This window comes from Halococcus sp. IIIV-5B (assembly GCF_003602035.1).
Taxonomy (GTDB): domain Archaea; phylum Halobacteriota; class Halobacteria; order Halobacteriales; family Halococcaceae; genus Halococcus; species Halococcus salsus.
This window is the reverse complement of record NZ_QZWE01000040.1, coordinates 1-25,019: the sequence shown is the minus strand read 5'-3', so window position 1 is coordinate 25,019 and position 25,019 is coordinate 1. Positions and strand designations below refer to the sequence as shown.

Sequence of the window (25,019 nt, the reverse complement as noted above, 5' to 3'; positions counted from 1 at the left end):
GCCTACGCCAGCCTCGGGATCGGGAACTACCCGATCCTGATCGGGCTCGTCGGCATGTTCGTCGGCGCGTACGCGCAGGGCTACTGGCGGGCGTATCGAGCGGATTCCGACCGGACCACCGCACCGAGCGACTGACCTCGACCGATTCGAACTACGATGAAAACGGACACGACACAGGAACGGCGCGGCGACAGCGTGCACCCATCGGCGGAGGGGGACGAATGAGCGAGGACGACGTCTTCGACCCGTGCGGCGAGGTCGAACGCGACATCGGCCGTGGCATGTTCGAGGAGGGGATGGGGCCCGGGTCGTCGATGGCGCACCTCTATCGTGGCGAGATCCACCGGATGAAGTTCTGGCGCGAGCGTCTCGACCGGACCACCAACTGGGCGGTCACGATACTCGCTGCGATCTCGACGTGGGCGTTCACGGGCGACACCCCCCACTTCGTCATTCTCATCGGGATGGCGATGCTCACGGTGTTCCTGGTAATCGAGGCCCGGCGCTATCGTGGCTACGACCTCTGGCGCTCGCGTGTCCGACTCCTCCAGGAGAACGTCTTCGCGAACGCGCTGGACCCGACCACCGGTGTCGAGGACGCCGCGTGGCGACGGGAGCTGAGCGAGGACTACCGCCGACCGAAGATCAAGATCACCTTCGAGGAGGCGCTCGCCCATCGGCTCCGGCGGGTCTACCTCCCGCTCCTGACCGTCCTCCTGGTCGCCTGGCTTGTGCGGATCACCGCGTTCGACGGCGCGGCTCGCTGGCCGGCGAGCGCCGCGATCGGGACCGTTCCCGGCGTCGTGGTGAGCGGTCTCGTCGCCGCGTTCTTCGTCGGCGCGACGGCGGTCGCCTGCCGGCCACGAACGTGGAAGGCCAACGGCGAACTCAGACTCACGGACGTCGACGTCTGGAGCGACGTCGAGTGACCACGTCCCCGAGAAAGCCGGCTCACGAGGCCGGTCCGTACAGTCGTGCAGGGTATGCACAACGCCTATACCCGCTCTTCCGGTAGGGAACGTAGACCAATGCCAGATTCGATGGCCGAGTACCTCCGGGCGGATATGGACTGTGAGGGCCTGCTCGAATGTATCTACGGGCTCACCGAACTCGACCGCGAGTGCTTCGAGGTCGTGATCGACCACGAGGCACCGCTGACGATCGACGAGATCGCCGAGGCGGTCGACCGGGAGCGCTCGACGGCGTACCGGTCGCTCCAGCGGCTTCGAAAGGCCGGCTTCGTCCAGAAGGAGCAGGTCAACTACGACCAGGGCGGCTACTACCACGTCTTCCGCCCCGCCGACCCCGACGTCGCGGCCGACGAGATGCAGCGAATGTTGAACGACTGGTACGCAAAGATGGGCCAGCTCATCGGGGAGTTCCGGACGAAGTACGAGACGACCGACGGACCGACGGCGGCGGCCGAGAGCTGACCGAGTCCGACCCGTTCGCCCGGAATAATTATATTCAGCGGCTGTGATGGTTCACGTTATGAGTTCGCCGCCGAAAGCCGTCGACGACCCGGAGACCCGCAGCGACCGGCGATGGACGTGGGGGCTGAACGGTCCGCAGATGACCGAGAAGAACGCCTACGGGCGGTTCCTCGACGACGTGGTCGCGGCGTTCGCCGAGGTCTCCATCCCGGGGCTGCCGGCGCTGTGGTTCCTGATGTACCAGGGCCAGCCGTTCGGTATCACCGACCTCAAACTCGCGGCGCTCGCGACGTGGGTCGCGATGGTACTCGGTGTGGCGGCGCTTCGCAGCGGCCTGCTCCCGACACCCGGCGTCGGTTACGACGGGTGGGTGCCGGCCAGACCGTCGCTCCTCCTGCTCCGCGTCCCGTACTACAGCCTGACGATCGTGCTGGGTGGGTTCCTCGCCGGGGCCGTTGGCACCGTCCTCGACCAGCCAGCACTGGCCGTCGTCGCGGCGCTTCTGGTCGCCTGCGGTGGTCTCGCAGCCTTCCCACAGACCACGGAGCACTTCGAGGGATGGCTCGCCGAGTGGAACCCGTAGGACCGCGCGAGTCGGGTCTTCGAACGCCACCCAAGCACGTACCGGACGAACGCTACCCGAGTATCATCGGCTCGGCGCGGAGTCCATCGCTATCGAAACCGCTGAATAATACTCCTTCCGACGACATTATTAAGATATAACGGACCAGAACCCCGCTTTGCTAGTAACGCCCTTCAATATACAGCGACTGAGTTAATATCACAATAGCACATACCTGTTCGCGGTGTAGCGAGGAGTTCGGAGCCGCAGCGGCGCTCGACCAGCACGTCGCGCTTCACCACAACGTCTGTGGACTCTGTGACGACGAGTTCGACGACATCGACGGCCTGCAAGAACATACCCACACGGTCCACTGAATCGCCCGCGACAACGTCCTCCGGGAACTATTCGCTCGGTAGCGGCGCCGTTCGAACGGTCGTAGTCCGGCTCATTCTCGAACCCAAACAGCCGGGTGTTCCGCCCGGAGATGGTCCTGATAGGCTTTGACTGCCTTCGGATACGACCCCGTCGTCACCCACCACTCGCAGTGTGGACAGGTACTCGTGATCGCTTCTCGTCTGGCAGCCATACTCGACTAATAACAAGTCGATAGAATATAATAACTCTTCCCATCGATAGTTCGAGGTTTACTAGGGCTACGCCTCGATGGCCGGTTCACGAACGAAAGCCGATAAGCCATCGAAGGGCGGTACTTCATCACATGGCCACGCGCTCCGCCTTCGTCGACCGAGACGTCCAACCCGTCGACCGACTGGCCACGGACCTCGACGGCGAGTTCGACCTCACGGTGGGCGAACCCGAGGACGAAGATGCGCTGATCGAGGCGCTCTCCGGGATGGACGCCGTCTTCACCACCTCCCGACTCACGCTCTCGGAACGGGTGCTCGAAGCCACGTCGCTCGACGTGGTCGCGAAGATCGGCACCGGTATCGACAACGTCGACCTCGCGGCGGCCGAGCGGCTCGGGATACCGGTCACGCACACGCCGGGGCTGAACGCGCTCTCGGTCGCCGAACACACCGTCGCGCTCCTGCTCGCGGTCGCCCGCCGGGTCGGCCAGACGCAGGACCACCTCCGAGCGGGTGGCTGGCGCGGCGACGCCCCCTTCGGGACGCAGCTCTCCGGGAAGACCGTGGGGCTGGTGGGGTTCGGCAACGTGGGCCGGCGCGTTGCAGCCCTTCTCTCCGGGTTTCGACCCACACTGCTCGCGTACGACCCCTACGTCCGCCCGATCGACGGCGAGCTCGTCGGGGCCGAACTCACCTCGCTCGACCGCGTCCTCACCGAGAGCGACGCCGTCTGTGTGACCGCCGAACTCACCGACGAGACGCGTGGCTGTATCGACGAGGCGGCGCTGGACGCGATGGACTCCTCGGCGTTCCTCGTCAACACCGGCCGTGGACCGCTCGTGGAGACCGACGCGCTCGTCGAGGCCATCCGCGCGGGCGACCTCGCCGGGGCCGGGCTGGACGTCTTCGAGGACGAGCCGCTTCCCGCCGACTCACCGCTCCACGGGCTCGACAACGTCGTCACGACCCCACACGTCGCGGCGATGACCACCGAGTACCGTCTCGACGGGATCGACACCCTCGCCGAGAACACGATGGCGCTCCTGAACGGCCAGACGGTCGACCCGGCGTACATGGCCGTCGATCCGGCGCGCGACGAATGATCTCCTGTTGAGTGCGAGTCGAAACGCGAGAAGCGAGGGGTCGGGCGCGAGTCGTACGCGTCGGCCGAAACGCCGGCTGCGCTGCCGCGCGGGACCGAACGGCCACCCACGACACGCCCTGCTCGTTCTCGTTGGAGCCCTCCCCACCGGTGGGCCGGCCGGAAGCGTCGATCGGTTTCGCAGCGCAGGGCATTCATCCCCGAACGGATCGCCAGCGGTGATGATTTTATCAGGGATACCGGAACCCCTGAGCGGTGAAGTAATGCCGGCTAAGCGTCGTAGTCGAGCCCGGGAGGTCTCAAGAAGGGAATGCGGAGCTCGAACTCGTGTGGACGGCAGTTCCACCCCGATCGTCGTGGATACCGGATCGTCGTCCGGTTCACGGTACCACGGTGTGGCTAACTCTGGCATCATCACCTCCACACGAGGGAGTTCCCCCATCGAAGGCTCCTCATTCGTTCCTCCCATTTTCGGTCGGTAACGCTGTCCCGCTGCTCGGTTTAGACGACCGACGAGAACCCCTCCAGCATGATCACCGTGTTCGTGAGGGACACCCCGTCCATCGTTCCGATTGCTTTTATGCCCAGTTAGTAAAAATCCGTGTAGATGTCCGATAACGGGAGTCGAGATCCGTTGGAGGAGACGGTGTTCAGACGTGGCGAACTCCTGATCGCGATCGACGACCAGTCACGAGCGAAACCCGCACTCACCGAGGCCATCGACGCTTCCCGCTCCACGGTCGATCGAGGAGCGGCGGAACTCGTCGAGGCTGGCTGCATCGAGCGCCACGGCAGCGAATACTCGCCCACCCGACTCGGAACGTTGTGCGCCGACCACTACCGACGCTATCGGTCGAACCTCGACGCACTCGAAGAAGCGACCGAGGTCGTCTCCCTTCTCCCGCCATCCGCGAGCCTCAGCACGACCTTCGTCGACGGAGCCGATATCCACTCGGCCAACCCGGCAGCACCCGAGGCGGCGCTCCAGCCCTCCATCGATCTCCTCTCCGACGCGAACCGACTCCTCGGGCTCGCACCGGTCGAGATCTCGCTGTACGTGGACCTGATCTACGAGAACGCGATCGCCAATGGGCTCTCGGCCGAGGTCATCGTCGAGCGAAACACCCTCGAACACCTCCTCGAGAAGGACGAAGAGCGCCTCCGAGAGCTCGTCTCCGCTGGACGACTGGAGCTACTGATGACCCCCGAGACGCTTCGGTGTGCGCTCTGGATAATGGAATCCTCAGGGGAAGACGTCGCTGGCGCTACTGTCTATGTGAACGGTGGGATCAGGGGCCTCATCGTGAATTCGTCGACGGAAGCCGTCGAGTGGGCCCGTGCGGAGTACCGGCGTCACCGTGAACTCGCCGAACGGAAGCCGATCGACGAATTCCTCGGCGACTGAAAGCGCCCGTTCTACAACCTCTACGTCGTCCTGAAGATCGACGACAACGCATGGTGGCTGCTGGTCATCGTCTTCGTGCCTCTCGTGAACATCTACGGCCTGTACAGGATGCACGCCAGCGTCTCGCAAGCCTTCGGTCACGGAGTCGGGTTCGGTGATGATCAGTACCGGGGGTCGTCGGACGAGGGTTCGGATCGGACTCGAACAGCGGTGTAGCAGGGTCCCCATCGCTTCCGTATCGGGATCCGGACACTACAAGCCATCACGCTGGGGAGTACACATCGTATGGCCGACCCGCTCACCGTGATCGGATATTCGGATCTCGAAGGGATCTACGACGAGCCGGACTCCATCGCCCGACTCGGGAGCTTCCTCCTGGCGCGACGGGACGACGACACGCTGCTGGTCGGAGCCGGCGACAACACGGCCCTCGGCGTCGCATCGACCGTTTCCCCCAACGAGCCGGGAGTCGAGCTCCCGACGCGCCCCGGGCGTGCGATCGCGGCCCCGTTCTATCGAGCGGTCGAACCGGACGTCGAGACCTTCGGCAACCACGACCTCGACCACGGACCGGCGGACGCGAGGGACCTCGTTCGCGAGTTCCCGACCGGCTGGACGTGTGGGAACCTCCACACCGACGACGGACTGTTCGGCGCGGACGCGGGCGTTCGACCGACGCGTACGTTCGAGACGGGCGTCGGTCGCGTCGGGGTCTTCGGCGTGACGACCACCCAGCTCCCGGCGATCACGCCGAACGCGTCCAGCCTCCGGGTGACGAACCCGGTCGACGCCGCACGGACGGCCGCCGCCGACCTCCGCGAGCGGGTCGACTACGTGGTCGGGGTCTCCCACTGCGGTCGCGACGACCCGGCGGTTGCGGCCGCCGCCGGTGCCGACCTCGTGGTCGGGGGGCACCTCCACGAGCGATGCGCCGGGATCCACGACGGCACACTGCTCGTCCGAACGGGCGGGACCGGCGTCGTAGAGGCGACGACCGACGGCGAGTACGCGTTTCACGACTCGATTGGAACGGCTCCCGACCGGTCCTTGCTCGACACCTACACGCGGGTTCGGGAGACGCTCGAACTCGACACGGTCGTCGCGCACGTCGACGAGCCGGTCGTCCGCGACAGGGAGACGCTCACCACCGGTGAGTCACGGCTGGGGAACTTCGTCGCCGACGCGTATCGGGTGGCGACCGACGCCGACGTCGGGGTCATGCACGCCAGCTCCCTCCGAACGGGACCGCCGCTCGTCGGCGACGTCTCCGCGGGGGACGTGATCGCCGTCTCGCCGTTCGGCAACCGGTTGACGACGCTCTCGGTATCGGGAACCGCGCTCTGGAAGGCGCTCGCGGTCGCCTGTCCCACCGCCGAGAACGACCGTTGGTTGCTGTCGGTCTCGGGTGCCTCGGTCGTCTGGGACGATACGACCGGGGCGTTCGAGGCGGTCCGTATCGACGGCGACCCGCTCGCCCCGGAAGACGAATACACGGTCGCGGTCCAGGAGTACTTCGTCGTCACCGAGACGATGCCCACGTTGACCGAAGGGGCCGTCCAGTCGTACCACGGGCTGCAGTACGACCACCTCGTCGCGCACGCGGCGAACGGCGGCCTCGCGGTCGGTGTCGAGGATCGCATCGTGAGACCGAAGCAGTGAGAAGCTCGAACGAGCCGACCCAAACCGAATCGTTCTCTGGAAAAGAGCGGTCCATCGACCGATAGTTCGATCACCGTTCGACGCGGCGAAGATTCGGTCGTTTAATACGTGGTCCTCGTGACCGGCCGGTATGAGCGACGATCCCACAGACCAGTCGACCGCGACGGACGCGCTCCACGCGGGCCAGCAACCGGATTCGGCGACCGGCGCACGCGCCCCGCCGCTCTACCAGACCACCTCCTACGTTTTCGAGGACGCCGAGGACGCCGCGGCCCAGTTCGCACTCGAAAAGCCCGGCTACATCTACTCCCGGCTGATGAACCCGACGGTGGAGACCCTCCAGGAGCGCATGGCGACACTCGAAGGCGGTGTCGGGGCGGCCGCCACCGGGTCCGGGATGGCCGCGCTCGACCTCACGACGTTCCTGCTCGCGTCGGCCGGCGACAACATCGTCTCCGCCTCCTCGCTCTACGGCGGGACCTACACCTACCTCACCCACTCGGTCGAGCGCCGGGGCATCTCGACGCGGTTCGTCGACACGCTCGACTACGATGCCTACGAGGAAGCGATCGACGACGACACGGCCTACGTCCACCTCGAAACGATCGGCAACCCGGCGCTCGACACCCCCGACATCCAGCGGGTGGCGGACATCGCCCACGACAACGGGGCCCCGCTGTTCGTCGACAACACCTTCGCGACGCCCGCGCTCTGTCGGCCGCTCGACCACGGTGCCGACCTCGTCTGGAACTCGACCACGAAGTGGCTCCACGGCTCCGGCACGACCGTCGGCGGCGTCGTCGTCGACGGTGGCTCGTTCCCCTGGGCCGACTATCCCGAGAAGTACCCCGAGATCGCTCAGGACAACCCGGCCTACCACGGCGTGAACTTCGTCGAGACCTTCGGGGACGCGGCGTTCACCTACGCCGCGATCGCCCGCGGGCTTCGCGACCTCGGCAATCAGCAGTCGCCGTTCGACGCCTGGCAAACCATCCAAGGTCTCGAAACGCTCCCGCTCCGGATGGACCGCCACTGCGAGAACGCGATGACCGTCGCGGAGTACCTCGAGGACCACGAGGCGGTTTCCTGGGTCACGTACCCCGGGCTCGACTCACACCCGACCCACGAGACCGCGAGCGAGTATCTCGACGGTGGCTACGGCGGCATGATCACCTTCGGGCTGGAGGGCGGCTACGAGGCCGCCCGGCGGACCGTCGAGTCGACCGAGCTCGCGAGCCTGCTCGCCAACGTTGGCGACGCGAAGACGCTCATCATCCACCCCGCGAGCACCACCCACCAGCAGTTGAGCGACGCCGAGAAGGAGTCCTCCGGCGTGACCGACGACCTGGTTCGCCTGTCGGTGGGGATCGAGGACCCGGCACACATCGTCGCGGACCTGGAGCGGGCCATCGAGTCGACGCAGTGACCTCGCCGGTCGAGAACTGACGCGACGGTCCCGGCGGGACGGGATCTCTCGTCGCCCACAACCAGTGGGGTCGGTCGCACATCATCCCGTTCGCCGATCGATACGTATCCGACCGGGTCGCTACCGCTGTGGCGATCGACTCTCGCACGAGCAACCCCCGCAGGACCAACCCCGGAGCCGCACCGTCACGACGAGACCGGAGCCCGAGACGTTCGACGTCGTCGGTCGAGCCGGAGATCGAGAAATATCTCCGTCCTCGCTTCGAGGGGTGAAACGATGAGTGACGTCGAGGCCTCCGGCGCGTGTGACCACGAAGACCTGTGGAACGAGGGCGTGATAAACGACGGCGGCAACACGGTGCGGGTGTGGAGCTGCCGGGACTGTGACGCGTGGTTCAAGGAACGACTGCCGGGGGAGACGTTCGGCGGCTGGATCGACGTGGAGTGAGCGGCCAACGGCCGTCCGTTCGATGGTGTCGGCCGGTCTCGATACCGCTGGAAGCGCGTTTCGAGGTGCGAGACGGTATCTCCGGCGAGACGGACCGCCCCCGATAAACCGATCCCCGATTCTCTTCGAGTTGGACGGAGGACCGGTCTTTACGGGAACTCGGGGTCGACACTGGGACGAGCGTGTGACTCGATGTACGACAGGATCCTCATCCCGACCGACGGCAGCGAGGGCGCACTGGCCGCCGCCCGCCACGGGCTGGCCCTCGCGACGACCTTCGAGAGTCAGGTTCACCTCTTGAGCGTCGTCGACGAACGCACGTACAGCAGCTCGATCGCGGACGTGGATTCCGCGGTTCGAGACCAACGCGAGGCGTTCGAACGGGCGGCGACCGAAGCGGTTCGAACCCTCGAAGAACTCGCGGACGAGACACCAGTCACTTGCCACACGGCGGTGGAACACGGCGTCCCCCACGCGGTGATCGCCTCCTATCTCGACCGACACGACATCGACCTGGTCTCGATGGGAACCCACGGCCGGACCGGCCTGGACCGGCTGCTCGTGGGGAGCGTGACCGAACGTATCGTGCGGACGAGCGACGTTCCGGTTCTCACCACCCGACCCGAAGCCGACGAGCGCGACGGCTACGACCGGGTCCTGATCCCGACGGACGGAAGCGAGGCTGCAGCCGCCGCGATCGAACACGGTCTCGCGGTCGCGGACCGGTACGACGCACGGGTTCACGCGCTTTCGGTCGTCGACGTGAGCGGGCTGCTGGGGGCTCCTGACGTCGGAATGAGCCCCGACTTGGTCGATGCCTGGACCGAGTACGGCGAACGTGCGGTCTCGGAGGTCGCCGAGCGGGCCGCGGACCGCGGGCTCGACGTCACCACGGCGGTCGAACAGGGGCTCCCCTACCGCGCCATTCTGGATTACACACGTCAGGAGGGGATCGACCTCGTCACGATGGGGACACAGGGCAGAACTGGGCTCGAACGGTACCTGCTCGGAAGCGTGACCGAGCGTGTCGTCCGAACGAGCGACGTTCCAGTGCTCACCGTTCGATAGCTGCGGACACCGAGCACAACGGTTATCCGACCTCTGTTGCGTTGTCTGTCCGTATGCTACCCTGGGGGCACCTCGCGTTCGGCTACGTCTGTTACTCCGGTCTCTCCCGGTGGGTCTCCCGACGGCGTCCGGACGGCTCCGGCCTCGCGCTCGTCGCGCTCGGCACCCAGCTCCCCGACCTCGTCGACAAACCGCTCGCCTGGACGTTTGGGGTGCTCCCGAGCGGGCGGTCGCTCGCGCACTCGGCGTTCACCGCGACGTTCGCAAGCACCGTCGTCTGGGACTTCTGCCGCCGACGCGGCCGCTCGGACCTCGGGGTCGCGTTCGCCGTCGGCTACGCCTCCCACCTCGTCGGCGATAGCTACCGGGCGCTCCTCTCGGGGCGGTACGCCGCCCTCTCGTCGCTCGGCTGGCCCCTCCTCCCGCCCCCGCGGTTCGACCACGAGGGTGGGATCGTCGACCACTTCCGGAGCCTCTCGTTCACACCGGCCTTCGCGCTCCAGCTCGTTCTTGTCGCCCTCGCCGCCGTGGTCTGGATCGCGGACGGTGCGCCCGGCTGGTCGGCGGTCGGGGACCGCCTCGCGAGGGTCGTCGACCGGGCTCGCGAACGAGAGGGTGCTATCCGATAGAGGTATGGAGGCGGGCCGGAAGCATCGAACACCTATGGAGGCGGCCGACCGACCGTGAGCTACAGACGGGCGCTGCTCACCCGCTGGTCGCGCCGCGACCGGCTCACGGTACTCGTGGTGGCGGTCACGACGGCGTTCCTCGTCGGGACGACCCTCCTGCTGGCGGCCGCCGGCGCGCAGACCGCGACGCTCGCGGGCGACCTCAACACCACCGCGACCGCCACCTACGAGGACTCGTTCACCGCAGCGAGGGACGACGCGGACCCGAACGACCTCGTCTTTCCCACTGCCGTGCTCCGGGCGGCCGACGGCTCCAGCCACCGGTTCATCGGCGTGCCGAACGGGACGCCGACCGAGATCGCCGACTCGTCGGTCGACTGGCGGCGTGCGACGATCCCCTCGCCGGGCGGCGGCGTGACGGGCCCCGTGACGAGCTCGACCCAGCGTCGGTTCCGGACCGCAAACGGTCCCACGACGCTCGCGATAGACCCGCAGACCGACACCGACTCGCTGTTTCCCGCCTCGTGGTACGTGGCGAACGCCTCGACCGTCCGGTCGCTCGGCGGCGGCGACGTCGACGCGCTCGTGATCCACCCCGACGAACGCCTCACGGGGCTGCTGTCGGTGCCGACGGTCGGGTCGCCGCTCGTCGCGGCCCTCGTCTTCCTGTTCGCCGGGATGCGCCAGCTGCTGACCGCGCTGCTCGCCGCGACGGTCGGGAGCGCGCTGCTCGTGCTCGTCGTGGTCTACAACGTCCTCCGGATGACCGTCCGGGACCGGATCCGCGCGATCCGGGTCATCCGTTCGACCGGCGGGACCCCCCGTCGGGTGCGGTGGCTGTTCGGGCTCCGGGCCGGGCTGATCGTCGGTCTCGGCGTCGCGCTCGGTTACGCAGTCGGGTTCGTCCTCACGAACGCCGTGGTCAACGTCGCGGTGTTCGCGGGGCTCCCGATCTCGCTCACGCCCTCGCTCACGCCGCTCGCGCTCGGCACGCTCGCGGTCGTGCTCCCGACGCTGGTGCTCGCAGGCGTACTGGCGGGCGTGCTCGCCGCCCGGACCGCGACGCGCCGTCCCCCGACCCGTCTCGGGGACGCCCCTCGACGCGCCGGTGCGCGGGACGACTCGACGTTCGGACGGCTCCGCTCGCGGCTCGCCCCGACGCTGCTCGACCCGCGGGCGGTGGTGCCGACGACGCTCACGCTCGCGGTGTTCGCGGTCGTGGTCGTGCTCATCGTCTCGCTCACGGGCGCGGTCGCGCCGCTCTCGACCCAGGACGAGGGGACGATCGCGGAGGCCGGCTCGGCCAACGTGCTCAACAGCCGGATCGACGCCGACTACGCGACGGTGCTCCGCTCGCGCGGGATCGACGCCAGCCCCGAGATCATCCTCGCCCAGGCCGTCGACGGCGAGCCGTTTCTGGGGCTCGGCGCGAACTACACCGCCTTCGCAGCCGTCACGAACGCCACCCTCGAACGCGGTCACGCGCCACGAACCGATTCACAGGCGGTCATCGGGGCGGACCTCGCGCGAACGCTCGACGTCGAGGTCGGCGATTCGTTGACCCTCGGGGGAAGCTTCTCGCCGGCGGTCACCAGGGTCACCGTGGTGGGCGTGTTCAGCGCCAGCGGGGTCGACGACGACCAGGTCGTCGTCCCGCTCCCGATGGCTCACCACCTCGCGATCCGGGAGGGATTCGTCCAGTACATCCGTACCAGCGGCGCGGCCTTCGACGGGATGAACGGGACGACCGCCCGCGCCAACGACACCATCACGGCGACCGTCGTCTCCGCACCCAACGTCACGGCGGCGAACCGCACCGTCTCGGTCACGGTGCGTGCCGAGAATCCGGGCGACGCCGCGGCGACACGCGAGGTCCCGGTCTCGATCGGGAACGTCACCCGAACCCGGTCGGTGAGCCTCGACGCTGGCGAGTCGACGCAGTTCTCGGTGTCGTTGCGTACCCCCGCACCGGGCGAACGGACGCTCCGCGTCGGGTCGCGGAGCCAACCGATCCGCGTGCTCGCCGCGAACGCGCTCTGGTTCCCCACCGAACTCCCCGGGACCGGGCCGCCGAACGCGACCCTGTTCGTCCCCGTCGTGACCCCCGACGAGGAGCCGATCCCGAACGCGACCGTCACCCTCGGCGAGCGGACGGCGAACACGGGTTCGAATGGCATCGCGCAGGTCACCCTCCCGGCCGAACCCGGGAGCTACGTCCTCCGGGCGAGCAAGGCCGACCGGCCGCCCGCGACCCACAACCTCACCGTCGCGGCCGGGAGCGGTCGCGAGCCCTCGGCACGGCTGCAGGTCACGCCACGGAGCGGGAGCGTGCTCGAACGCCCGACGGCGAACGTCACGGTCGCGAACCCCTGGAACGCCAGCCTGACCCGCGAGCTCACGTTGAGTTCGGCGATAACGAACCGGAACCGGACCGTGACCCTCGACCCCGGCGAGGTCGCCTCGCTCAACGTGAGCGTCTTCGCCGGGGCCGACGGGCGCGCCTCGCCGGGCACGTATCCCGTCCGGCTGCTCTCGAACGGGACTCCCATCGCCCGGACGGAGTACACCGTCGAGGGCGACCAGCGGCTGTTCTCGGCGCTCGCGAGCAACGGGCAGTACTCGGGGAACGCGGGCATCGGCCAGGCGATCCAGAGCGTCTTCGGCAACGTCCAGCTCCTGTTCGTGGTGATGGTGCTGCTCGCGGGGCTCACGACCGTCGGAACCACCGCCGCGACGTTCGCCCAGACCGTCCACGCCCGGCGGCGCGCCATCGGGGTCCACCGCGCGACCGGTGCAACCCCGCGGGACGTGCTCCGGACGGTGCTCGCGGACGTCTGTCTGATCTCGGTTCCCGCGGCCGTCGTCGCGCTCGTGCTCGCGGTCGGCACCCTCCGCGTCCTCGGGCGGGTCGGGGTGCTCACGCTGTTCGGGATCCGGCTCTCGGTCGCCACGCCGCCGTGGGTGCTTCTCGCAACCGCCGTCGGCGCGTTCGCGCTCTCGGTGCTCGGTGCCGTCCTCGCGACGACCCCGTTCCTCACCGGACCGCCGACCGGCCTCCTCGGCGAGACGACCGCCGAACCCGCACACCGGGACCGGGAGAACCGGTGACCGGCCGATGACCGGCCGCCGACCGAGGAGGGTTTATCCTGACCCGGGGAGAAGGGTCGTCGATGACGACGCCCGTTCTCGACGCCGACCACCTCGGCGTCACCCGCGGCGGCACGGCGATCCTCACCGACGTCTCGATGACGGTCGCGCCCGACGCGCGGACGCTGGTTCAGGGGCCGAGCGGGGCGGGGAAGACCACGCTCTTCAACGTGCTCGGGTTGCTCGACCGGCCGTCGAGCGGCACCCTCCGGGTCGAAGGGCGGGTCGCTGACTCGCTCGGGGAGCGTGAACGCGCCCGGCTCCGCCGCGAGACGATCGGCTTCATCTTCCAGGAGTTCCAACTCATCGCGGACCTCACCGCCTGGGAGAACGCGCGGCTGCCCCAAGAACACGCCGGCGGTGGCGATGCGTCGTGGGTCGACACCCTCTTCGACGCCCTCGGCATCGACCACCTCCGCGAGCAGTACCCCGCGACGCTCAGCGGCGGCGAGAAGCAGCGGGTCGCGATCGCCCGCGCGCTCGCGAACCGCCCGGCGATCGTCCTCGCCGACGAGCCCACGGGCCAGCTCGACCCCGAGACCGCCGACGGCGTTCTCGACCTCCTGTTCGACATGCAGGACACCGCCGGCACCGCGCTGCTCACCATCAGCCACGACCGGCGGCTCCGCTCGCGTTTCGAGGACGTCGTCCGGCTCGAAGACGGCACGACGAAGCCGGTACCCCGGGCGGGTTCCGACTCGTCGGACGAGTCGGCCGTTACGAACTCGTGATGGTGTAGTCGTCGGTCTGTGCTGTGGCGTTGTCGACCGTGAGACCGAAGGTGTAGTTGCCGGCGCTCCCGGTCTCGACGCCGCCCTCGAGGACCGCGACGATCTCGTCGCCGGGCTCGACGGTCACGTTCCCGTCGAGCGGGATCGTGAGCTGACGGCCGTCGTCGGCAACCCGAACGTTGCGTTCGACGCTGGAAGCGAGGCTCTCGTCGGTCCGGTCACGGGCGAGGCTGCCGTTCTCGTCGATCCCGGCGGTGTCGACGTTCGCGACCGAGACGTTCGTCAGGTCGAGCCCGCCGCCGGTCTCGATGGTGATGGTCTCGATCCCCTCGCTCGCCGTGGCATCGGTCATGGTCGCGCGGGCGGTCAGGTTCACGTCGGTGGTGTTCTCGGTCGTGGGATCGACCGTCACCTCAAGCCCTGACGCGTTGGTAGAGGCGTTGGCGAGCATCGTCGACGTGCCGGTCGTCGCGGCCGTCGACGGGGTCGTGCTCGATGCTCCCGTCGCCGTCGCCATCGTCGGTGCGCCGGTCGCCGTCTCCTCGACGGAGGCCTGCGTGGTGGCCACCGTGGTGCCACCGTCGTCGGTGTTGCCGCCACAGCCAGCGAGCAGCACCAGACAGACGAGCACGCCGGTCAGGAGCAGTCGTGTTCGCGTCGGCCCCGTCGAGTCGTCGCCCCGGGACCGGGGTCGCTTCGAGCTCATTGATCGAGAGACGACCGGCGAGCGATAATAATCCTACTGGTCCCGGCGGAGAAATCGAGGTTCGACGACCCGAAACGAATCCGCTATCGGGCGAATACCGGCGGAACTCCCAACCTTGATATAGCCGTCGGCAGTTGTCTCCACCGACACCACCGACGACCATGAGCAGCGAATCCGACGCGTGGCTGTTGGTCCCGCGGCCCCTCCGCCGCCTGCCGGTGGACCTCGTGGTCGTCGCGCTGCTGGTCGTCCTCACCGCGGTCTCGGCGCTCGTCCCGCCGATCAGCGGGACACCGATCCGGATCGTGCTCGGGCTGCCGTTCGTGCTCTTCCTGCCGGGCTACGCGTTCGTCGCCGCGCTCTTTCCGGAGGCCGGCCGAACGGCGGATCCGACGGAAGACGACGAGTCGGAGGACCGGATCGAACGCGCTCGTGAGGACGGCATCGACGGGATCGAGCGCGTCGCTCTCTCCTTCGGGCTCAGCATCGCGGTCTCCCCGCTCATCGGGCTGGCGCTCAACTTCACGCCGTTCGGGATCCGGCTCGTCCCCATCGTCGTCGCCATCGGGGGGTTCACCCTCGTCGCGGTCGCCGTGGCCGCCGCCCGGCGGTTGGCGCTCCCGGCTGCGGACCGGTTCCGGATCCCGCTGGGCCGGTGGTACGCCGCCACCCGCACGGAAATGTTCGACCCCGAAACCAGGATGGACCAGGTGCTGAACGTCGTGCTGGCCGTGAGCCTCCTGCTCGCAGTGAGCTCGGTCGCCTACGCGGTCGCGACCCCGACCGCCGGCGAGTCGTTCAGCGAGTTCTACCTCCTGACCGAGAACGAGACGGGCGCGCTCACCGCCGAGAACTACCCCGAGAACTTCACCGAGGGCGCGGGCCAACCGCTCGTGGTCGGGGTCTCGAACCACGAACACCGACCGACGAACTACACCGTCGTCGCCCAGCTCCAGCGCGTCCGGGTGGCGAACAACACGACGAGAGTGCTGGAACGGAGCCCGATACAGCGGTTCAGTCCGCGATTGGCGGACAACGAGACCTGGACCCGACGACACACCGTCACGCCGACGATGACCGGCGATCGGCTTCGATTGACCTACCTCCTCTATCGGGGTCCGGCCCCAGCGAACCCGACGACGGGGAACGCCTACCGCGAGACCCACCTCTGGGTGAACGTGACGTCGTAACGACTTCGAAGGGCCCTCGGGGGGTCGTGGTTCGGTCTTTCGAGACCACCCTCGTCGGGAGGGTCGCGAGTCGAGCGACTTTGGAAGACGATACGTTGAGAGCGCCGCCTTCGCTCTACTTGAGGAGAACGTGATTGCAGTGCGGGCACTCGACCATGTTCCTCGATTCCATCTCGTCGTCGGCCGGCCGGTGATAGTAGACGGTTCTGCCGCACCGTTCGCAGGCTGTCTTTGGCACCGCTCCCCCGTTCGGGCGAGCCGATGAAGTGCCGCCTGCTTGCAGTGTAACGGTCGACGGCACCCGGCGATCCGAAACGCGGTGCCGGTTCGCGCGTTCGGTGTGCGATGGCGGGAGCCGTCGTCGGGATCAAACGGCGGTCGTGGCTATGCAGGCTGTTGCTCACCTGGCGCGCGGATCTGTTCGTAGAAGGCGACGCCGTACGCCGCCGTGAACGCGCCGATGATCCCGGTCGCTATCACGAGCCCGACCGAGAGCACGGCGGCGATTGTGAGAACATCGTTCACGCCGTACAGCGTCGGGAGCGTGCCGACGATCCCGCCGATGGTCCCGAACACCGCCGAGAACAGAACCAGGATGACCATGTAGCCGAGCGTGCTGAGCTTGTGCCCCCACACGACGCGGACGCTCTTCTTGAACCCGCCAACGGCACTTTCCCCGTCGAGGACGATCGCCTGGCCGAAGAACTGGACGAAGAACGAGAAGGCGAACACCAACACGAACAGCAGCAGTACGAGACCCGCGAACACCAGCAGCGAGCCCGTCCCTGCAGCACCACCGCTCTGGCCGATCCCCACGGCGACGAACCCGCCGACCCCGCCGACGATGGCGAGGACGACGAAGTAGACGACCATCGCTACTATCAACAGTAGATACGCACCGAACATCGAGACGTAGTTGGCCCGCCCCTCACGGAGGAACGTCTGGAGACTCGTCTTCCCGTCGAGCGCTTCGGCGGCCATCCCGACGATGCCGCCGAAGTAAAACGGCAGGACGAACACGAACACGAGCGAGAAGAGCCCCGACACGACCAGCCCGATGTCCGTGTTGAGATATGGCGAGACCAACTGCGGTATCTGGAGGAGCCCGAACAGGAGCGTGACGACGATGATGACCGGGTTTCGCCTGACGGCGTTCACTGCCTCTCCGATCGCTGCTATTGCACCCATAACTCAACGGGAAGTACTCCTCTAATAAACGTTGTGTTCGCGTGTCAGGTAGTGTGATTCCGGGGTCGACCGTCCGTCGAAGGTCTGTCCATCCCTTCGGCACTCCCCGCACTCGGATCTGGACACGACCGACGGCCGGAGGAAGTGCTCGTTCGGTTTAGAGTGTAAACGGGGGCAACAGAGCATCCCTCGTTAGCGCATGGCCGCATCTATCGCACTCCCAAGCTATCTGTTCGCCACCGTTGACCTCCGAGATGGAGTACATCTCGTGTCCGAAGAGGGCGCATTTGAATTGCACTACTGTGCTCTACTCACAAACGAGGAAAACAAATGCGTGTCGGCTTTCGTTCGGTCGGATCTCGGGGGCCGAAGTCGTGGTTCAACGGTGGTCGTGAGTCGAGATTCCTCGGCCGACGACACGCGCGGGTTACGCGAGCTAGCCCCAACTTTCGTAGGTTACAGCGGGAACGCGCTGTGCTATTCGCCGCCCGAAAGCGTCCAAGAGCCGTCAGCCGAGATGTTCAGGTAAGCGATACCGTTCACCCGACCAGTGCTTTCGCCCTCGAACTGTCCGATCTCGTTGAAAATCCCCGGTGCACCGATTTCCGAGGGATCGATCGGAATGGCGTCGACAATAAAGTTTGACTCGCCGTCGTGTGAACCCTGGAACGTCGTTGGACCATCGAACTGGAACGGTCCGATGTAGCTGCTTCCCTCCCCACTCTCCTCGAACGGCATCGATTCCGTTTCCGGGCTGGTGGGTTGCTCAAGCGAGAGTTCCCAGTCTCCGTTGGCGTCGACATCCAGAATGTACTCACCCTCCGCCGTGACCGTCGCTGCCTGAGATCCCTCCGCGTCACCGATCTCGTTGGAGAGGTAAACGTCCTCGTAGGATTCTCCGTCTACAGTGACGAGAGTGACGATGAAATTCGAATCGCCACTATGGGAATAGTCTGCAAGAATCGGACCTGGGCTCAGCTGCAGCCCTTCTTCAGAGGAGGTTCCACTCCCGGAGTATGATTCGGAGAACCCATCGCCGTCGCTGCTGCCCGAGTCGGCTTCGGTTTCTCGCTGTGTTTCCGCTCCAGACTCAGCACTGGTTTCCGCATCCGTTTCGCTATCCGAGGACTCCGCGTTGGACTCAGTATCCTCTCCAGTAGTAGCTTCCGCATCGGTACCATCAGCGCTCTCTCCTCCGCCTCCACTGGTATCGGTCGCGGTTTCAGACCCGTTCTCACTGCCGCCTGATGAGCTGTTGTTGCCGCCGGTTTCCCCCGAGCAACCAGCGAGTACGCCACCAGTCGCGACTCCGACTATAGCCAAATATTTCCGTCGATCCATTCACCTTCGAATAAGCATGATCGATTAATAACTTTTTCTATCGTGTCAAATTAGGGACCCTGGTATGCTGTCGGATCCGGCGCTAAAGAATGGTTGCCCCACTGAATTCGGTTGTGCTCAATGTGTGGCCCCGGCTCACGATCACCGTTGGACCGCGACATCGGTCCGCTCGCTGTGAGCGCGCATCATCGACGAGCAAAACTCACCAGCAGGAGGCTGCGAGGACCAACTTCGGGTATGTTGTGAGGAAGCCAGGGGTGGGATTTGAACCCACGAATTCTCGATTACAAATCGAGTGCTTGCACCGCCCAAGCTCCCCTGGCGCGGGCGGGAGTTACCGCCCGGCGGATTTGTGGCTATCGCTTTCGAGCCGTTTCTCGAGGTCGAGTCGCTGTGGCGTGTAGCCGTGTCGTTCGTAGAACCGCCGTGCGCCGTCGTTGTCGGCGAGCACCGAGAGCGAGACGACGTCGAACCCCTCGGCTCGAAGGGCGCTCTCCGCCGCGTCGAGGAGCGCACCGCCGATCCCCTCGTCGCGGCGCTCGGGACGAACCACGAGGTTTCGCACGATACCCCGCGAGACGTCTTGGGCGTACTGCTCGGATTCCGGCCCGAACATCACGAAGCCAACGAGGTCGTCCGTCTCGTCGCGCGCGACCAACAGCCCGTCGGCGATGATGTCCCGGACGACCGCCTCGCGGATGGTCTGCCGGTTCGCCTCGGCGTGGAGGTGCGAGCCGTGGGCGCGCTGGCCCCGCGCCAGTTCGACCCACATGTCGGCGATAGCGTCGGCGGCCTCGGTGCTCGGGGCCTCGATGATCACGCCCGCAGCGCCTCGACCGCCGGGAGCGAGTCGCCCGCGAGCAGCGTCAGCGACGCGCCACCGCCCGTGCTCACGTGCGAGAACCCCTCGATGTCCAGCTTTCGGATCGCCGCCGCGGTGTCGCCGCCGCCGACGATGCTGTACTCGGCTCCGGCGGCCGCGGTGTAGAGGTCACGGGTGCCGTGGGCGAACGTCTCTTCCTCGAAGACGCCCGCCGGCCCGTTGAGGATCACCGTCCCCGCCGACTCGATCACGTCGGTGTAGGCCGACACGGTTCGGCTCCCGACGTCCATCGCCGGCGAGTCGGCCTCCGGCGGGAACTCGTCCACGGCGACCTCGTGACGCTCGCCGTCGCGCTCGACCGCGACGTCCCGGGGCACCTCGATCTCGTCGTAGGTGTCGAGGAGGTCGCCCGCGCGGTCGATCTCGTCCCAGTAGCCGTGGTCGTAGACGAACTCCGAGGTCGCGGGGCCGAGCTCCGCGCCGCCCGCGAGCAGACAGACGTTGCCGACGACGCCCGCGGTGAGGACCGTATCGGCGAGCCCGCGTTCGAGCACGCTCCGGGCGACGCCGACCGAGTCGCCGACCTTCGCGCCGCCGAGGAGGTAGACCCGTGGCGTCGGGGTCTCCTCGATCGCCCCCAGCACGTCGAGCTCGCGCTCCATCACCCGGCCGGCGTAGCCGGGCAGCCGTTCGGGAAAGCCGACCAGGGAGGGCTGGGAGCGGTGGGCGGCCGCGAACGCGTCGTTGACGTAGACGTCGAGTACGGGTGCCAGTCCCTCGACGAGATGGGTGTTCGCGGCGTCGGCCGCCTCGAACTCCATGTACTCCTCGGCGTAGAAGCGGGTGTTCTCGAGCACGACGATCGTCCCCGAATCGAGTCCCGCGACCGCCTCGCGCGCCGCCGTCGAGAACGTGGCATCGCAGTAGCCGACGGGGGCATCGAGCAGCTCGTCGAGGCGGTCGGCGTGGGCGGCGAGGGTGGAGAAGTCGTCGTCGCCGGGCCGGCCCTGGTGGGCGAGCACCGCGACCCGCGCGCCGCGCTCCGTGAGCTCCGAGAGGGTCTCGACGTGGGCGCGCAGCCGGGCGTCGTCGGCCAGCCCGCCGTCGTCGCTGGCGAGCGGGCTGTTGATGTCGATGCGGACCCCGACGGCGACGCCCTCCAGGTCGAGGTCGTCGAGGGTTTGGAGCATTGCTATCCCTATTTCGGGGGGCCGGCAAATCCCTTTCCCTCCGAACGCACCGCTCCGCCCTCGGTTCGAGACCGTGCGACCCGGGCCGGTGAGGAAAGCTTATTAGCACATCCCTACCGCGATTCATGTGGAACACTATCATGGGTATTGCTGAGACCTACTCTCGCGGCCGAAACTACCTCGCCGAGCAGCCGCTCGGTTTGCTCGTCGTGGTCGTCTGCGTGATCTTGTCGCTCGATCTCGTTCGCAAACTGCTCGACGGCTCGCTTTCGGCGCTCAGCCTCGGTATCTTCGTGAAGGAGGGGCTGATCCTCGGGCTCGAACTCGGCCTCGCCGGCGTGGGCCTCTCGATGACCTACTCGATCCTCGGCTTCGCGAACTTCGCACACGGTGATTACATCTCGACGGGCGCGTTCGCCGGCTGGGCGACGACCTACGTCGTCGCGGGCTTCGGCGTGCTCCCGCTCGGCGACCTCGTCCTCGTCGGTGTGAGCGGCGACGCCACCGCGGGCGACGTCGGTGTCAGCGTGATCTCGACCCCGCTCGCCGTCGTCGCGGGGCTCGTCGTCGCGGTGGCCATCACGATCCTCCTCTCGCTGGTCCTCGACCGCGTGGTCTACAAACCCATGCGCAATCAGGAGGGGATCGCGCTCCTCATCGCGAGCATCGGGGTCGCGCTCGCGCTCCGCTACCTCCTCGCGTTCGTCTTCGGCACCAGTGCACCGGGCGTCACCGGCGGGGAGGTTCCGGGGTTCACCGTCCCCGGCGTCGGGATCCAGATAAACGCCCACGAAGCCACGCTCGCGGTCTGCACCGTCGTCCTGCTCGCGGGCGTCCACGTCCTGCTCCAGTACACCAAGCTCGGCACCGCGATGCGCGCGATGGCCGACAACCGCGACCTCGCACGCGTCACGGGTATCCCGACCGAGCGCGTCGTCCGCATGACCTGGATCATCGGTGGGGGGCTCACCGGGGCGGCGGGCTACCTCGTCACGCTCGAAACCGGCACCATCAGCTTCGACTTCGGCTGGACGCTCCTCCTCCTGATCTTCGCCGCGGTGATCCTCGGCGGGATCGGGTCGGTCTACGGCGCGATGTTCGGCGGCCTCGTGATCGGGTTGGCCAGCCAGGTCTCGCTGGTCTGGATCCCCTCGGACTTCACGACCGCCGCGGCGTTCACCGTGATGATCGTGGTCCTCGTCGTGAAACCCTCGGGGCTGTTCAGCGGGGTGACGACCACATGAGCGCCGTCGAGGGACTGCGCCGGCGGCTCTCCGGGACGGACACGACCCTCGTGCTCGGGGTGCTGTTCGGGCTCTACGCGCTCTACATCGTCTTCGGCTGGATGCTCGGACTTGGCGTCGGCGGGATCGTGAGCACCCTCCAGCAGGTCACGTTCCTCGCGGCGGTCTACGCGCTCGTGGCGCTCGCGTTGAACCTCCAGTGGGGCTACGCGGGCCTGTTCAACATCGGCGTGGCCGGCTTCATGGCGGTCGGGGCCTACACGATGGCGATGCTGACCGCGCCCGTGAACCCCGAGGTCGGCGGGATCCCGGGACTCGGCCTCCCCCTCTGGGTCGGCATCATTGGCGGGATGCTCGCGGCGGCGCTGGTCGGCGCGCTGGCGGCCCTCCCCGCACTCCGGCTTCGGGCCGACTACCTCGCCATCGTCACGCTCGCGCTCTCGGAGATCATCCGGTTGGTCTTCAACTCCACCCCCGTGCAGACCTTCTCGCTCGGCGGGGTCGACCTCGGCACCGGCGGCGCACGCGGGATCCAGGCCCCGACCAACCCGGTCGGCGCGCTCTACTACACCGACCCCGCGAGCCCGGCGGCGGGCACCACGGGTCTCGGAAACGCGGTCTTCGGGTTCTTCTCGGGGCTCGGGATCGGCGACACCACGGTCGTGGATTCGACCTACACCCTCGTGCTCGTGTTGTTCGTCGTCGGTTTCTACCTCCTGCTCTCGCGGGTCGGGAACTCGCCGTTCGGCCGGGTGCTGAAGGCCATTCGGGAGGACGAACTCGTGGCGAACGCACTGGGGAAGAACACCCGCCGATTCAAGATCAAGACCTTCATGCTCGGTTGTGCGCTGATGGGGCTCGCGGGGATCCTCTGGCAGGGCAGTCAGGGCCGGATCACGCCGGCGCAGTTCCTCCCGATAGTCACCTTCTACGTCTTCATCGCGGTGATCATCGGCGGCTCGGGGTCGAACACCGGGAGCGTCATCGGCGGCGCGCTGTTCGCGGGCCTCCTGTTTCTGGGGCCGACCTACGTCGGGCGGATCGTCGGCAACTTCTTCGACCTCGGGGGCGGGCCGAACACGTTCACGGCCGCCGTCGGCGCGCTCGGAGCCTTGAACCCGGAGCCGTTAGTGGCGTACGCGCTCAGTGACATCGCCAGTCTCCGGTTCGTCCTGCTCGGGGTCGTGCTGGTCTACCTGATGCAGAACCGTCCCGACGGACTGCTCGGCCATCGGACGGAACCCGCGGCGGCGGTCTCGCTCGCGCGACCCACTCCCGACGACGAGTCCACGGCCGCCCACGCCGACGGCGGACCACGAACGGAGGAAGGCCGATGAGCGAAACCGGCGATACCGGCAAGACGAACATCATCGAAGGGACGGAAGGTGGTCCGGAGAACCTCTCCGAGATCGACCCCGACGCCGAATCCGACGTCGAACGCGCCGCCCGTCGAACCCCGCCGGGTAAACCCCTCCGGGTACGCGACCTCAGAAAGGAGTTCGGCGGGCTGACCGCGGTCGACGGCGTGAGCTTCGACATCGTGGAAGGATCGCTGACGGGGCTCATCGGGCCGAACGGCGCGGGGAAGTCGACGACCTTCGACTGCATCACGGGTGTCCACCGCCCCACCGGCGGGTCGGTCCACCTCCGCGACGAGGAGATAACTGGACTCAGACCCCATCAGATCGCGAACCGCGGGTTGGTTCGGACCTTCCAGATCACCCGCGAACTCACCGAGATGACGGTGCTCGAGAACATGCTGCTCGCGCCGCGAGGACAGCGGGGCGAGTCACTCTGGCGGTCGGTGTTGCCCGGTGCGCGAAGCGGCGTCCGGGTCCAGGAACGCGAGCTCCGCGACCGGGCGTGGGAGACGCTCGAACGCTTCGAGATCGACCACCTCGCCGAGGAGTACGCGGGGAACCTCTCGGGTGGCCAGCGCAAACTCCTCGAGATGGCGCGCGCGCTGCTCACCGACCCCGACGTCGTGTTGCTCGACGAACCCCTCGCGGGGGTGAACCCCACGCTCGAACGCAAACTCCTCGCGCAGGTCCACGAGCTTCGTGAGGAGGGCTACACCTTCCTCCTGGTCGAACACGACATGGACGTGATCATGGAACACTGCGAGCGCGTCATCGTGATGCATCAGGGTCGCGTGCTCGCCGACGACGACCCCGAAGCCGTCAGATCGAACGAGCGCGTCATCGACGCCTACCTGGGGGCGAACGTATGAGCGACGACGCGACGGACGAGTCCACCGACGAAGACGGCCCGACAGACGGAGGCGACCCGACGGATGGGAACGAACCAACCGGTGAGGAGTCGGCGGACGGAAACGGATCGGGTACGGACGCGTCGACGACGGATGAGTCAGTGACGGGCGAGACAGCCACGGGGTCCCCCGCCGACCTGCTCGCGGTCTCGGGACTCGACGCGGGCTACGGCGACCTCCAGATCCTCTCCGAGGTGGATCTCGACGTCCACGACGGCGAGTACGTCACCATCGTCGGGCCGAACGGCGCGGGGAAGTCGACGGTGATGAAGACGGTCTTCGGGCTCACGACCTACATGGGCGGGGAGATACGGTTCGCTGACGACGAGATCAGCGGGCTCGCACCCGAGTCGATCATCCACCGGGGACTGAGCTACGTCCCACAGAACGAGAACGTCTTCGCGGGGCTGTCGGTTCGCGAGAACCTCGAGATGGGCGCGTACATCCTCGACTCGGTGCCCCAGGACCGACTCGACTGGGTGTTCGAGCGGTTCCCGATCCTCGAAGAACGCCAGACACAGCGTGCGGGCACGCTCTCGGGTGGCCAGCGCCAGATGCTCGCGATGGGACGGGCGCTGATGCTCGACCCCGACCTCCTGATGCTCGACGAACCCTCGGCGGGGCTCGCACCGGACCTGGTCGACGAGATGTTCGACCGGATCGACGCGATCAACGAATCGGGCACGGCGATCTTGATGGTCGAACAGAATGCGGTCGAAGCGCTCTCGCGGTGTGACCGGGGCTACGTGCTGGTTCAGGGTCAGAATCGGTTCGAGGACACCGGCGAGGCGTTGCTCGACAACGACGAGGTGCGTCAGGAGTTCCTCGGCGGGTAGCCGACTACCCGCTGGTGGCGTTCGCGCTCGAAT

The 25,019-nt window shown here is 67.2% G+C and carries 24 protein-coding genes, 1 tRNA gene and 2 pseudogenes; 19 read left to right on the top strand and 8 right to left on the bottom strand.

Features of this window, described 5'->3' with window-relative positions:
* The 4 genes and pseudogenes from D3261_RS17870 to D3261_RS17855 form a co-directional block, all read left to right on the top strand.
* Nucleotides 1-135 (top strand): annotated as a pseudogene (locus D3261_RS17870) (YeeE/YedE family protein); the annotation flags it as partial.
* Nucleotides 136-221: 86 nt separating this feature from the next.
* On the top strand, nt 222-929 hold the full coding sequence (locus D3261_RS17865) for a DUF2270 domain-containing protein (RefSeq protein ID WP_120074719.1): 708 nt from the start codon (nt 222-224) through the stop codon (nt 927-929).
* 99 nt (nt 930-1,028) lie between these two features.
* Nucleotides 1,029-1,433, top strand: a complete 405-nt coding sequence (locus tag D3261_RS17860) for a helix-turn-helix domain-containing protein (RefSeq protein WP_120074717.1) — start codon at nt 1,029-1,031, stop codon at nt 1,431-1,433.
* Nucleotides 1,434-1,491: 58 nt separating this feature from the next.
* Complete coding sequence (locus tag D3261_RS17855) at nt 1,492-2,016, top strand: hypothetical protein (RefSeq protein ID WP_120074715.1); 525 nt, start codon at nt 1,492-1,494, stop codon at nt 2,014-2,016.
* A 173-nt stretch (nt 2,017-2,189) separates the two neighbouring features.
* Here D3261_RS17855 and D3261_RS20140 read toward each other — a convergent pair whose 3' ends face one another.
* Together D3261_RS20140 and D3261_RS20440 are read right to left on the bottom strand one after the other, a co-directional pair.
* Nucleotides 2,190-2,354 (bottom strand): hypothetical protein, encoded by a 165-nt coding sequence (locus D3261_RS20140; RefSeq protein WP_158589415.1) that lies wholly within the window; start codon nt 2,352-2,354, stop codon nt 2,190-2,192.
* Between the two features lie 89 nt (nt 2,355-2,443).
* A complete protein-coding gene (locus D3261_RS20440; RefSeq protein ID WP_199694058.1) occupies nt 2,444-2,584 on the bottom strand; it encodes a hypothetical protein in 141 nt (46 codons plus the stop codon).
* A gap of 132 nt (nt 2,585-2,716) precedes the next feature.
* On the opposite strand from D3261_RS20440, the gene D3261_RS17850 reads away from it, so the two are divergent.
* The 10 genes and pseudogenes from D3261_RS17850 (at nt 2,717) to D3261_RS17815 (ending at nt 14,199) form a co-directional block, all read left to right on the top strand.
* Complete coding sequence (locus tag D3261_RS17850) at nt 2,717-3,688, top strand: NAD(P)-dependent oxidoreductase (RefSeq protein WP_120074713.1); 972 nt, start codon at nt 2,717-2,719, stop codon at nt 3,686-3,688.
* Nucleotides 3,689-4,294: 606 nt separating this feature from the next.
* Nucleotides 4,295-5,092: a winged helix-turn-helix domain-containing protein gene (locus tag D3261_RS17845; protein WP_120074711.1), complete on the top strand. Its 798-nt coding sequence runs from the start codon at nt 4,295-4,297 to the stop codon at nt 5,090-5,092.
* Between the two features lie 18 nt (nt 5,093-5,110).
* A pseudogene (locus tag D3261_RS20750) lies at nt 5,111-5,308 on the top strand (DUF5684 domain-containing protein); the annotation flags it as partial.
* 69 nt (nt 5,309-5,377) lie between these two features.
* Nucleotides 5,378-6,751, top strand: a complete 1,374-nt coding sequence (locus tag D3261_RS17840) for a 5'-nucleotidase C-terminal domain-containing protein (protein WP_120074709.1) — start codon at nt 5,378-5,380, stop codon at nt 6,749-6,751.
* Nucleotides 6,752-6,881: 130 nt separating this feature from the next.
* Nucleotides 6,882-8,177, top strand: a complete 1,296-nt coding sequence (locus D3261_RS17835) for an O-acetylhomoserine aminocarboxypropyltransferase/cysteine synthase family protein (RefSeq protein ID WP_120074707.1) — start codon at nt 6,882-6,884, stop codon at nt 8,175-8,177.
* 276 nt (nt 8,178-8,453) lie between these two features.
* A complete protein-coding gene (locus tag D3261_RS20135) occupies nt 8,454-8,624 on the top strand; it encodes a hypothetical protein (RefSeq protein ID WP_158589414.1) in 171 nt (56 codons plus the stop codon).
* Nucleotides 8,625-8,816: 192 nt separating this feature from the next.
* Nucleotides 8,817-9,692 carry a universal stress protein gene (locus D3261_RS17830; RefSeq protein ID WP_120074706.1) on the top strand — a complete coding sequence of 292 codons (876 nt, stop codon included), beginning with the start codon at nt 8,817-8,819 and terminating at the stop codon, nt 9,690-9,692.
* 53 nt (nt 9,693-9,745) lie between these two features.
* The gene (locus D3261_RS17825) at nt 9,746-10,321 is read left to right on the top strand and encodes a metal-dependent hydrolase (protein WP_120074704.1); all 576 of its coding nucleotides are present in this window, start codon (nt 9,746-9,748) and stop codon (nt 10,319-10,321) included.
* Between the two features lie 54 nt (nt 10,322-10,375).
* A complete protein-coding gene (locus D3261_RS17820; RefSeq protein WP_120074702.1) occupies nt 10,376-13,429 on the top strand; it encodes an FtsX-like permease family protein in 3,054 nt (1,017 codons plus the stop codon).
* 62 nt (nt 13,430-13,491) lie between these two features.
* On the top strand, nt 13,492-14,199 hold the full coding sequence (locus D3261_RS17815; RefSeq protein ID WP_120074701.1) for an ABC transporter ATP-binding protein: 708 nt from the start codon (nt 13,492-13,494) through the stop codon (nt 14,197-14,199).
* Here the strand turns inward: D3261_RS17815 and D3261_RS17810 are convergent.
* A complete protein-coding gene (locus D3261_RS17810; RefSeq protein ID WP_120074699.1) occupies nt 14,186-14,905 on the bottom strand; it encodes a hypothetical protein in 720 nt (239 codons plus the stop codon). The two genes, D3261_RS17815 and D3261_RS17810, sit on opposite strands and share 14 nt — an antisense overlap.
* Before the next feature lie 161 nt (nt 14,906-15,066).
* Here D3261_RS17810 and D3261_RS17805 point away from each other — a divergent pair, with 161 nt between their 5' ends.
* Complete coding sequence (locus D3261_RS17805; protein ID WP_120074697.1) at nt 15,067-16,095, top strand: DUF1616 domain-containing protein; 1,029 nt, start codon at nt 15,067-15,069, stop codon at nt 16,093-16,095.
* A 384-nt stretch (nt 16,096-16,479) separates the two neighbouring features.
* Here the strand turns inward: D3261_RS17805 and D3261_RS17800 are convergent, their stop codons facing one another.
* The 5 genes from D3261_RS17800 to D3261_RS17780 all read right to left on the bottom strand — a co-directional run bounded on the left by D3261_RS17800 (nt 16,480) and on the right by D3261_RS17780 (nt 20,637).
* Nucleotides 16,480-17,283: a hypothetical protein gene (locus tag D3261_RS17800; RefSeq protein ID WP_233554030.1), complete on the bottom strand. Its 804-nt coding sequence runs from the start codon at nt 17,281-17,283 to the stop codon at nt 16,480-16,482.
* Nucleotides 17,284-17,760: 477 nt separating this feature from the next.
* Complete coding sequence (locus tag D3261_RS17795; protein WP_120074693.1) at nt 17,761-18,624, bottom strand: hypothetical protein; 864 nt, start codon at nt 18,622-18,624, stop codon at nt 17,761-17,763.
* A 249-nt stretch (nt 18,625-18,873) separates the two neighbouring features.
* Nucleotides 18,874-18,947, bottom strand: a tRNA-Thr gene (locus D3261_RS17790).
* Between the two features lie 11 nt (nt 18,948-18,958).
* Nucleotides 18,959-19,396 (bottom strand): GNAT family N-acetyltransferase, encoded by a 438-nt coding sequence (locus D3261_RS17785; RefSeq protein ID WP_394337587.1) that lies wholly within the window; start codon nt 19,394-19,396, stop codon nt 18,959-18,961.
* 44 nt (nt 19,397-19,440) lie between these two features.
* Entirely contained in the window at nt 19,441-20,637 is a 1,197-nt protein-coding gene (locus D3261_RS17780) for a phosphoglycerate kinase (RefSeq protein ID WP_120074689.1), read from the bottom strand.
* A 140-nt stretch (nt 20,638-20,777) separates the two neighbouring features.
* Here D3261_RS17780 and D3261_RS17775 point away from each other — a divergent pair, with 140 nt between their 5' ends.
* From D3261_RS17775 to D3261_RS17760, 4 genes are read left to right on the top strand one after another with little or no spacing between them, the layout of a single operon-like run.
* Nucleotides 20,778-21,881 (top strand): branched-chain amino acid ABC transporter permease, encoded by a 1,104-nt coding sequence (locus D3261_RS17775; RefSeq protein WP_120074687.1) that lies wholly within the window; start codon nt 20,778-20,780, stop codon nt 21,879-21,881.
* Nucleotides 21,878-23,218 carry a branched-chain amino acid ABC transporter permease gene (locus tag D3261_RS17770; protein WP_120074685.1) on the top strand — a complete coding sequence of 447 codons (1,341 nt, stop codon included), beginning with the start codon at nt 21,878-21,880 and terminating at the stop codon, nt 23,216-23,218. Before D3261_RS17775 ends, D3261_RS17770 begins: the two co-directional genes overlap by 4 nt.
* The gene (locus tag D3261_RS17765) at nt 23,215-24,111 is read left to right on the top strand and encodes an ABC transporter ATP-binding protein (protein WP_120074683.1); all 897 of its coding nucleotides are present in this window, start codon (nt 23,215-23,217) and stop codon (nt 24,109-24,111) included. The genes D3261_RS17770 and D3261_RS17765 overlap by 4 nt, the downstream gene beginning before the upstream one ends.
* On the top strand, nt 24,108-24,986 hold the full coding sequence (locus D3261_RS17760) for an ABC transporter ATP-binding protein (RefSeq protein WP_120074681.1): 879 nt from the start codon (nt 24,108-24,110) through the stop codon (nt 24,984-24,986). Before D3261_RS17765 ends, D3261_RS17760 begins: the two co-directional genes overlap by 4 nt.
* The last annotated feature ends 33 nt before the right edge of the window (nt 24,987-25,019 follow it).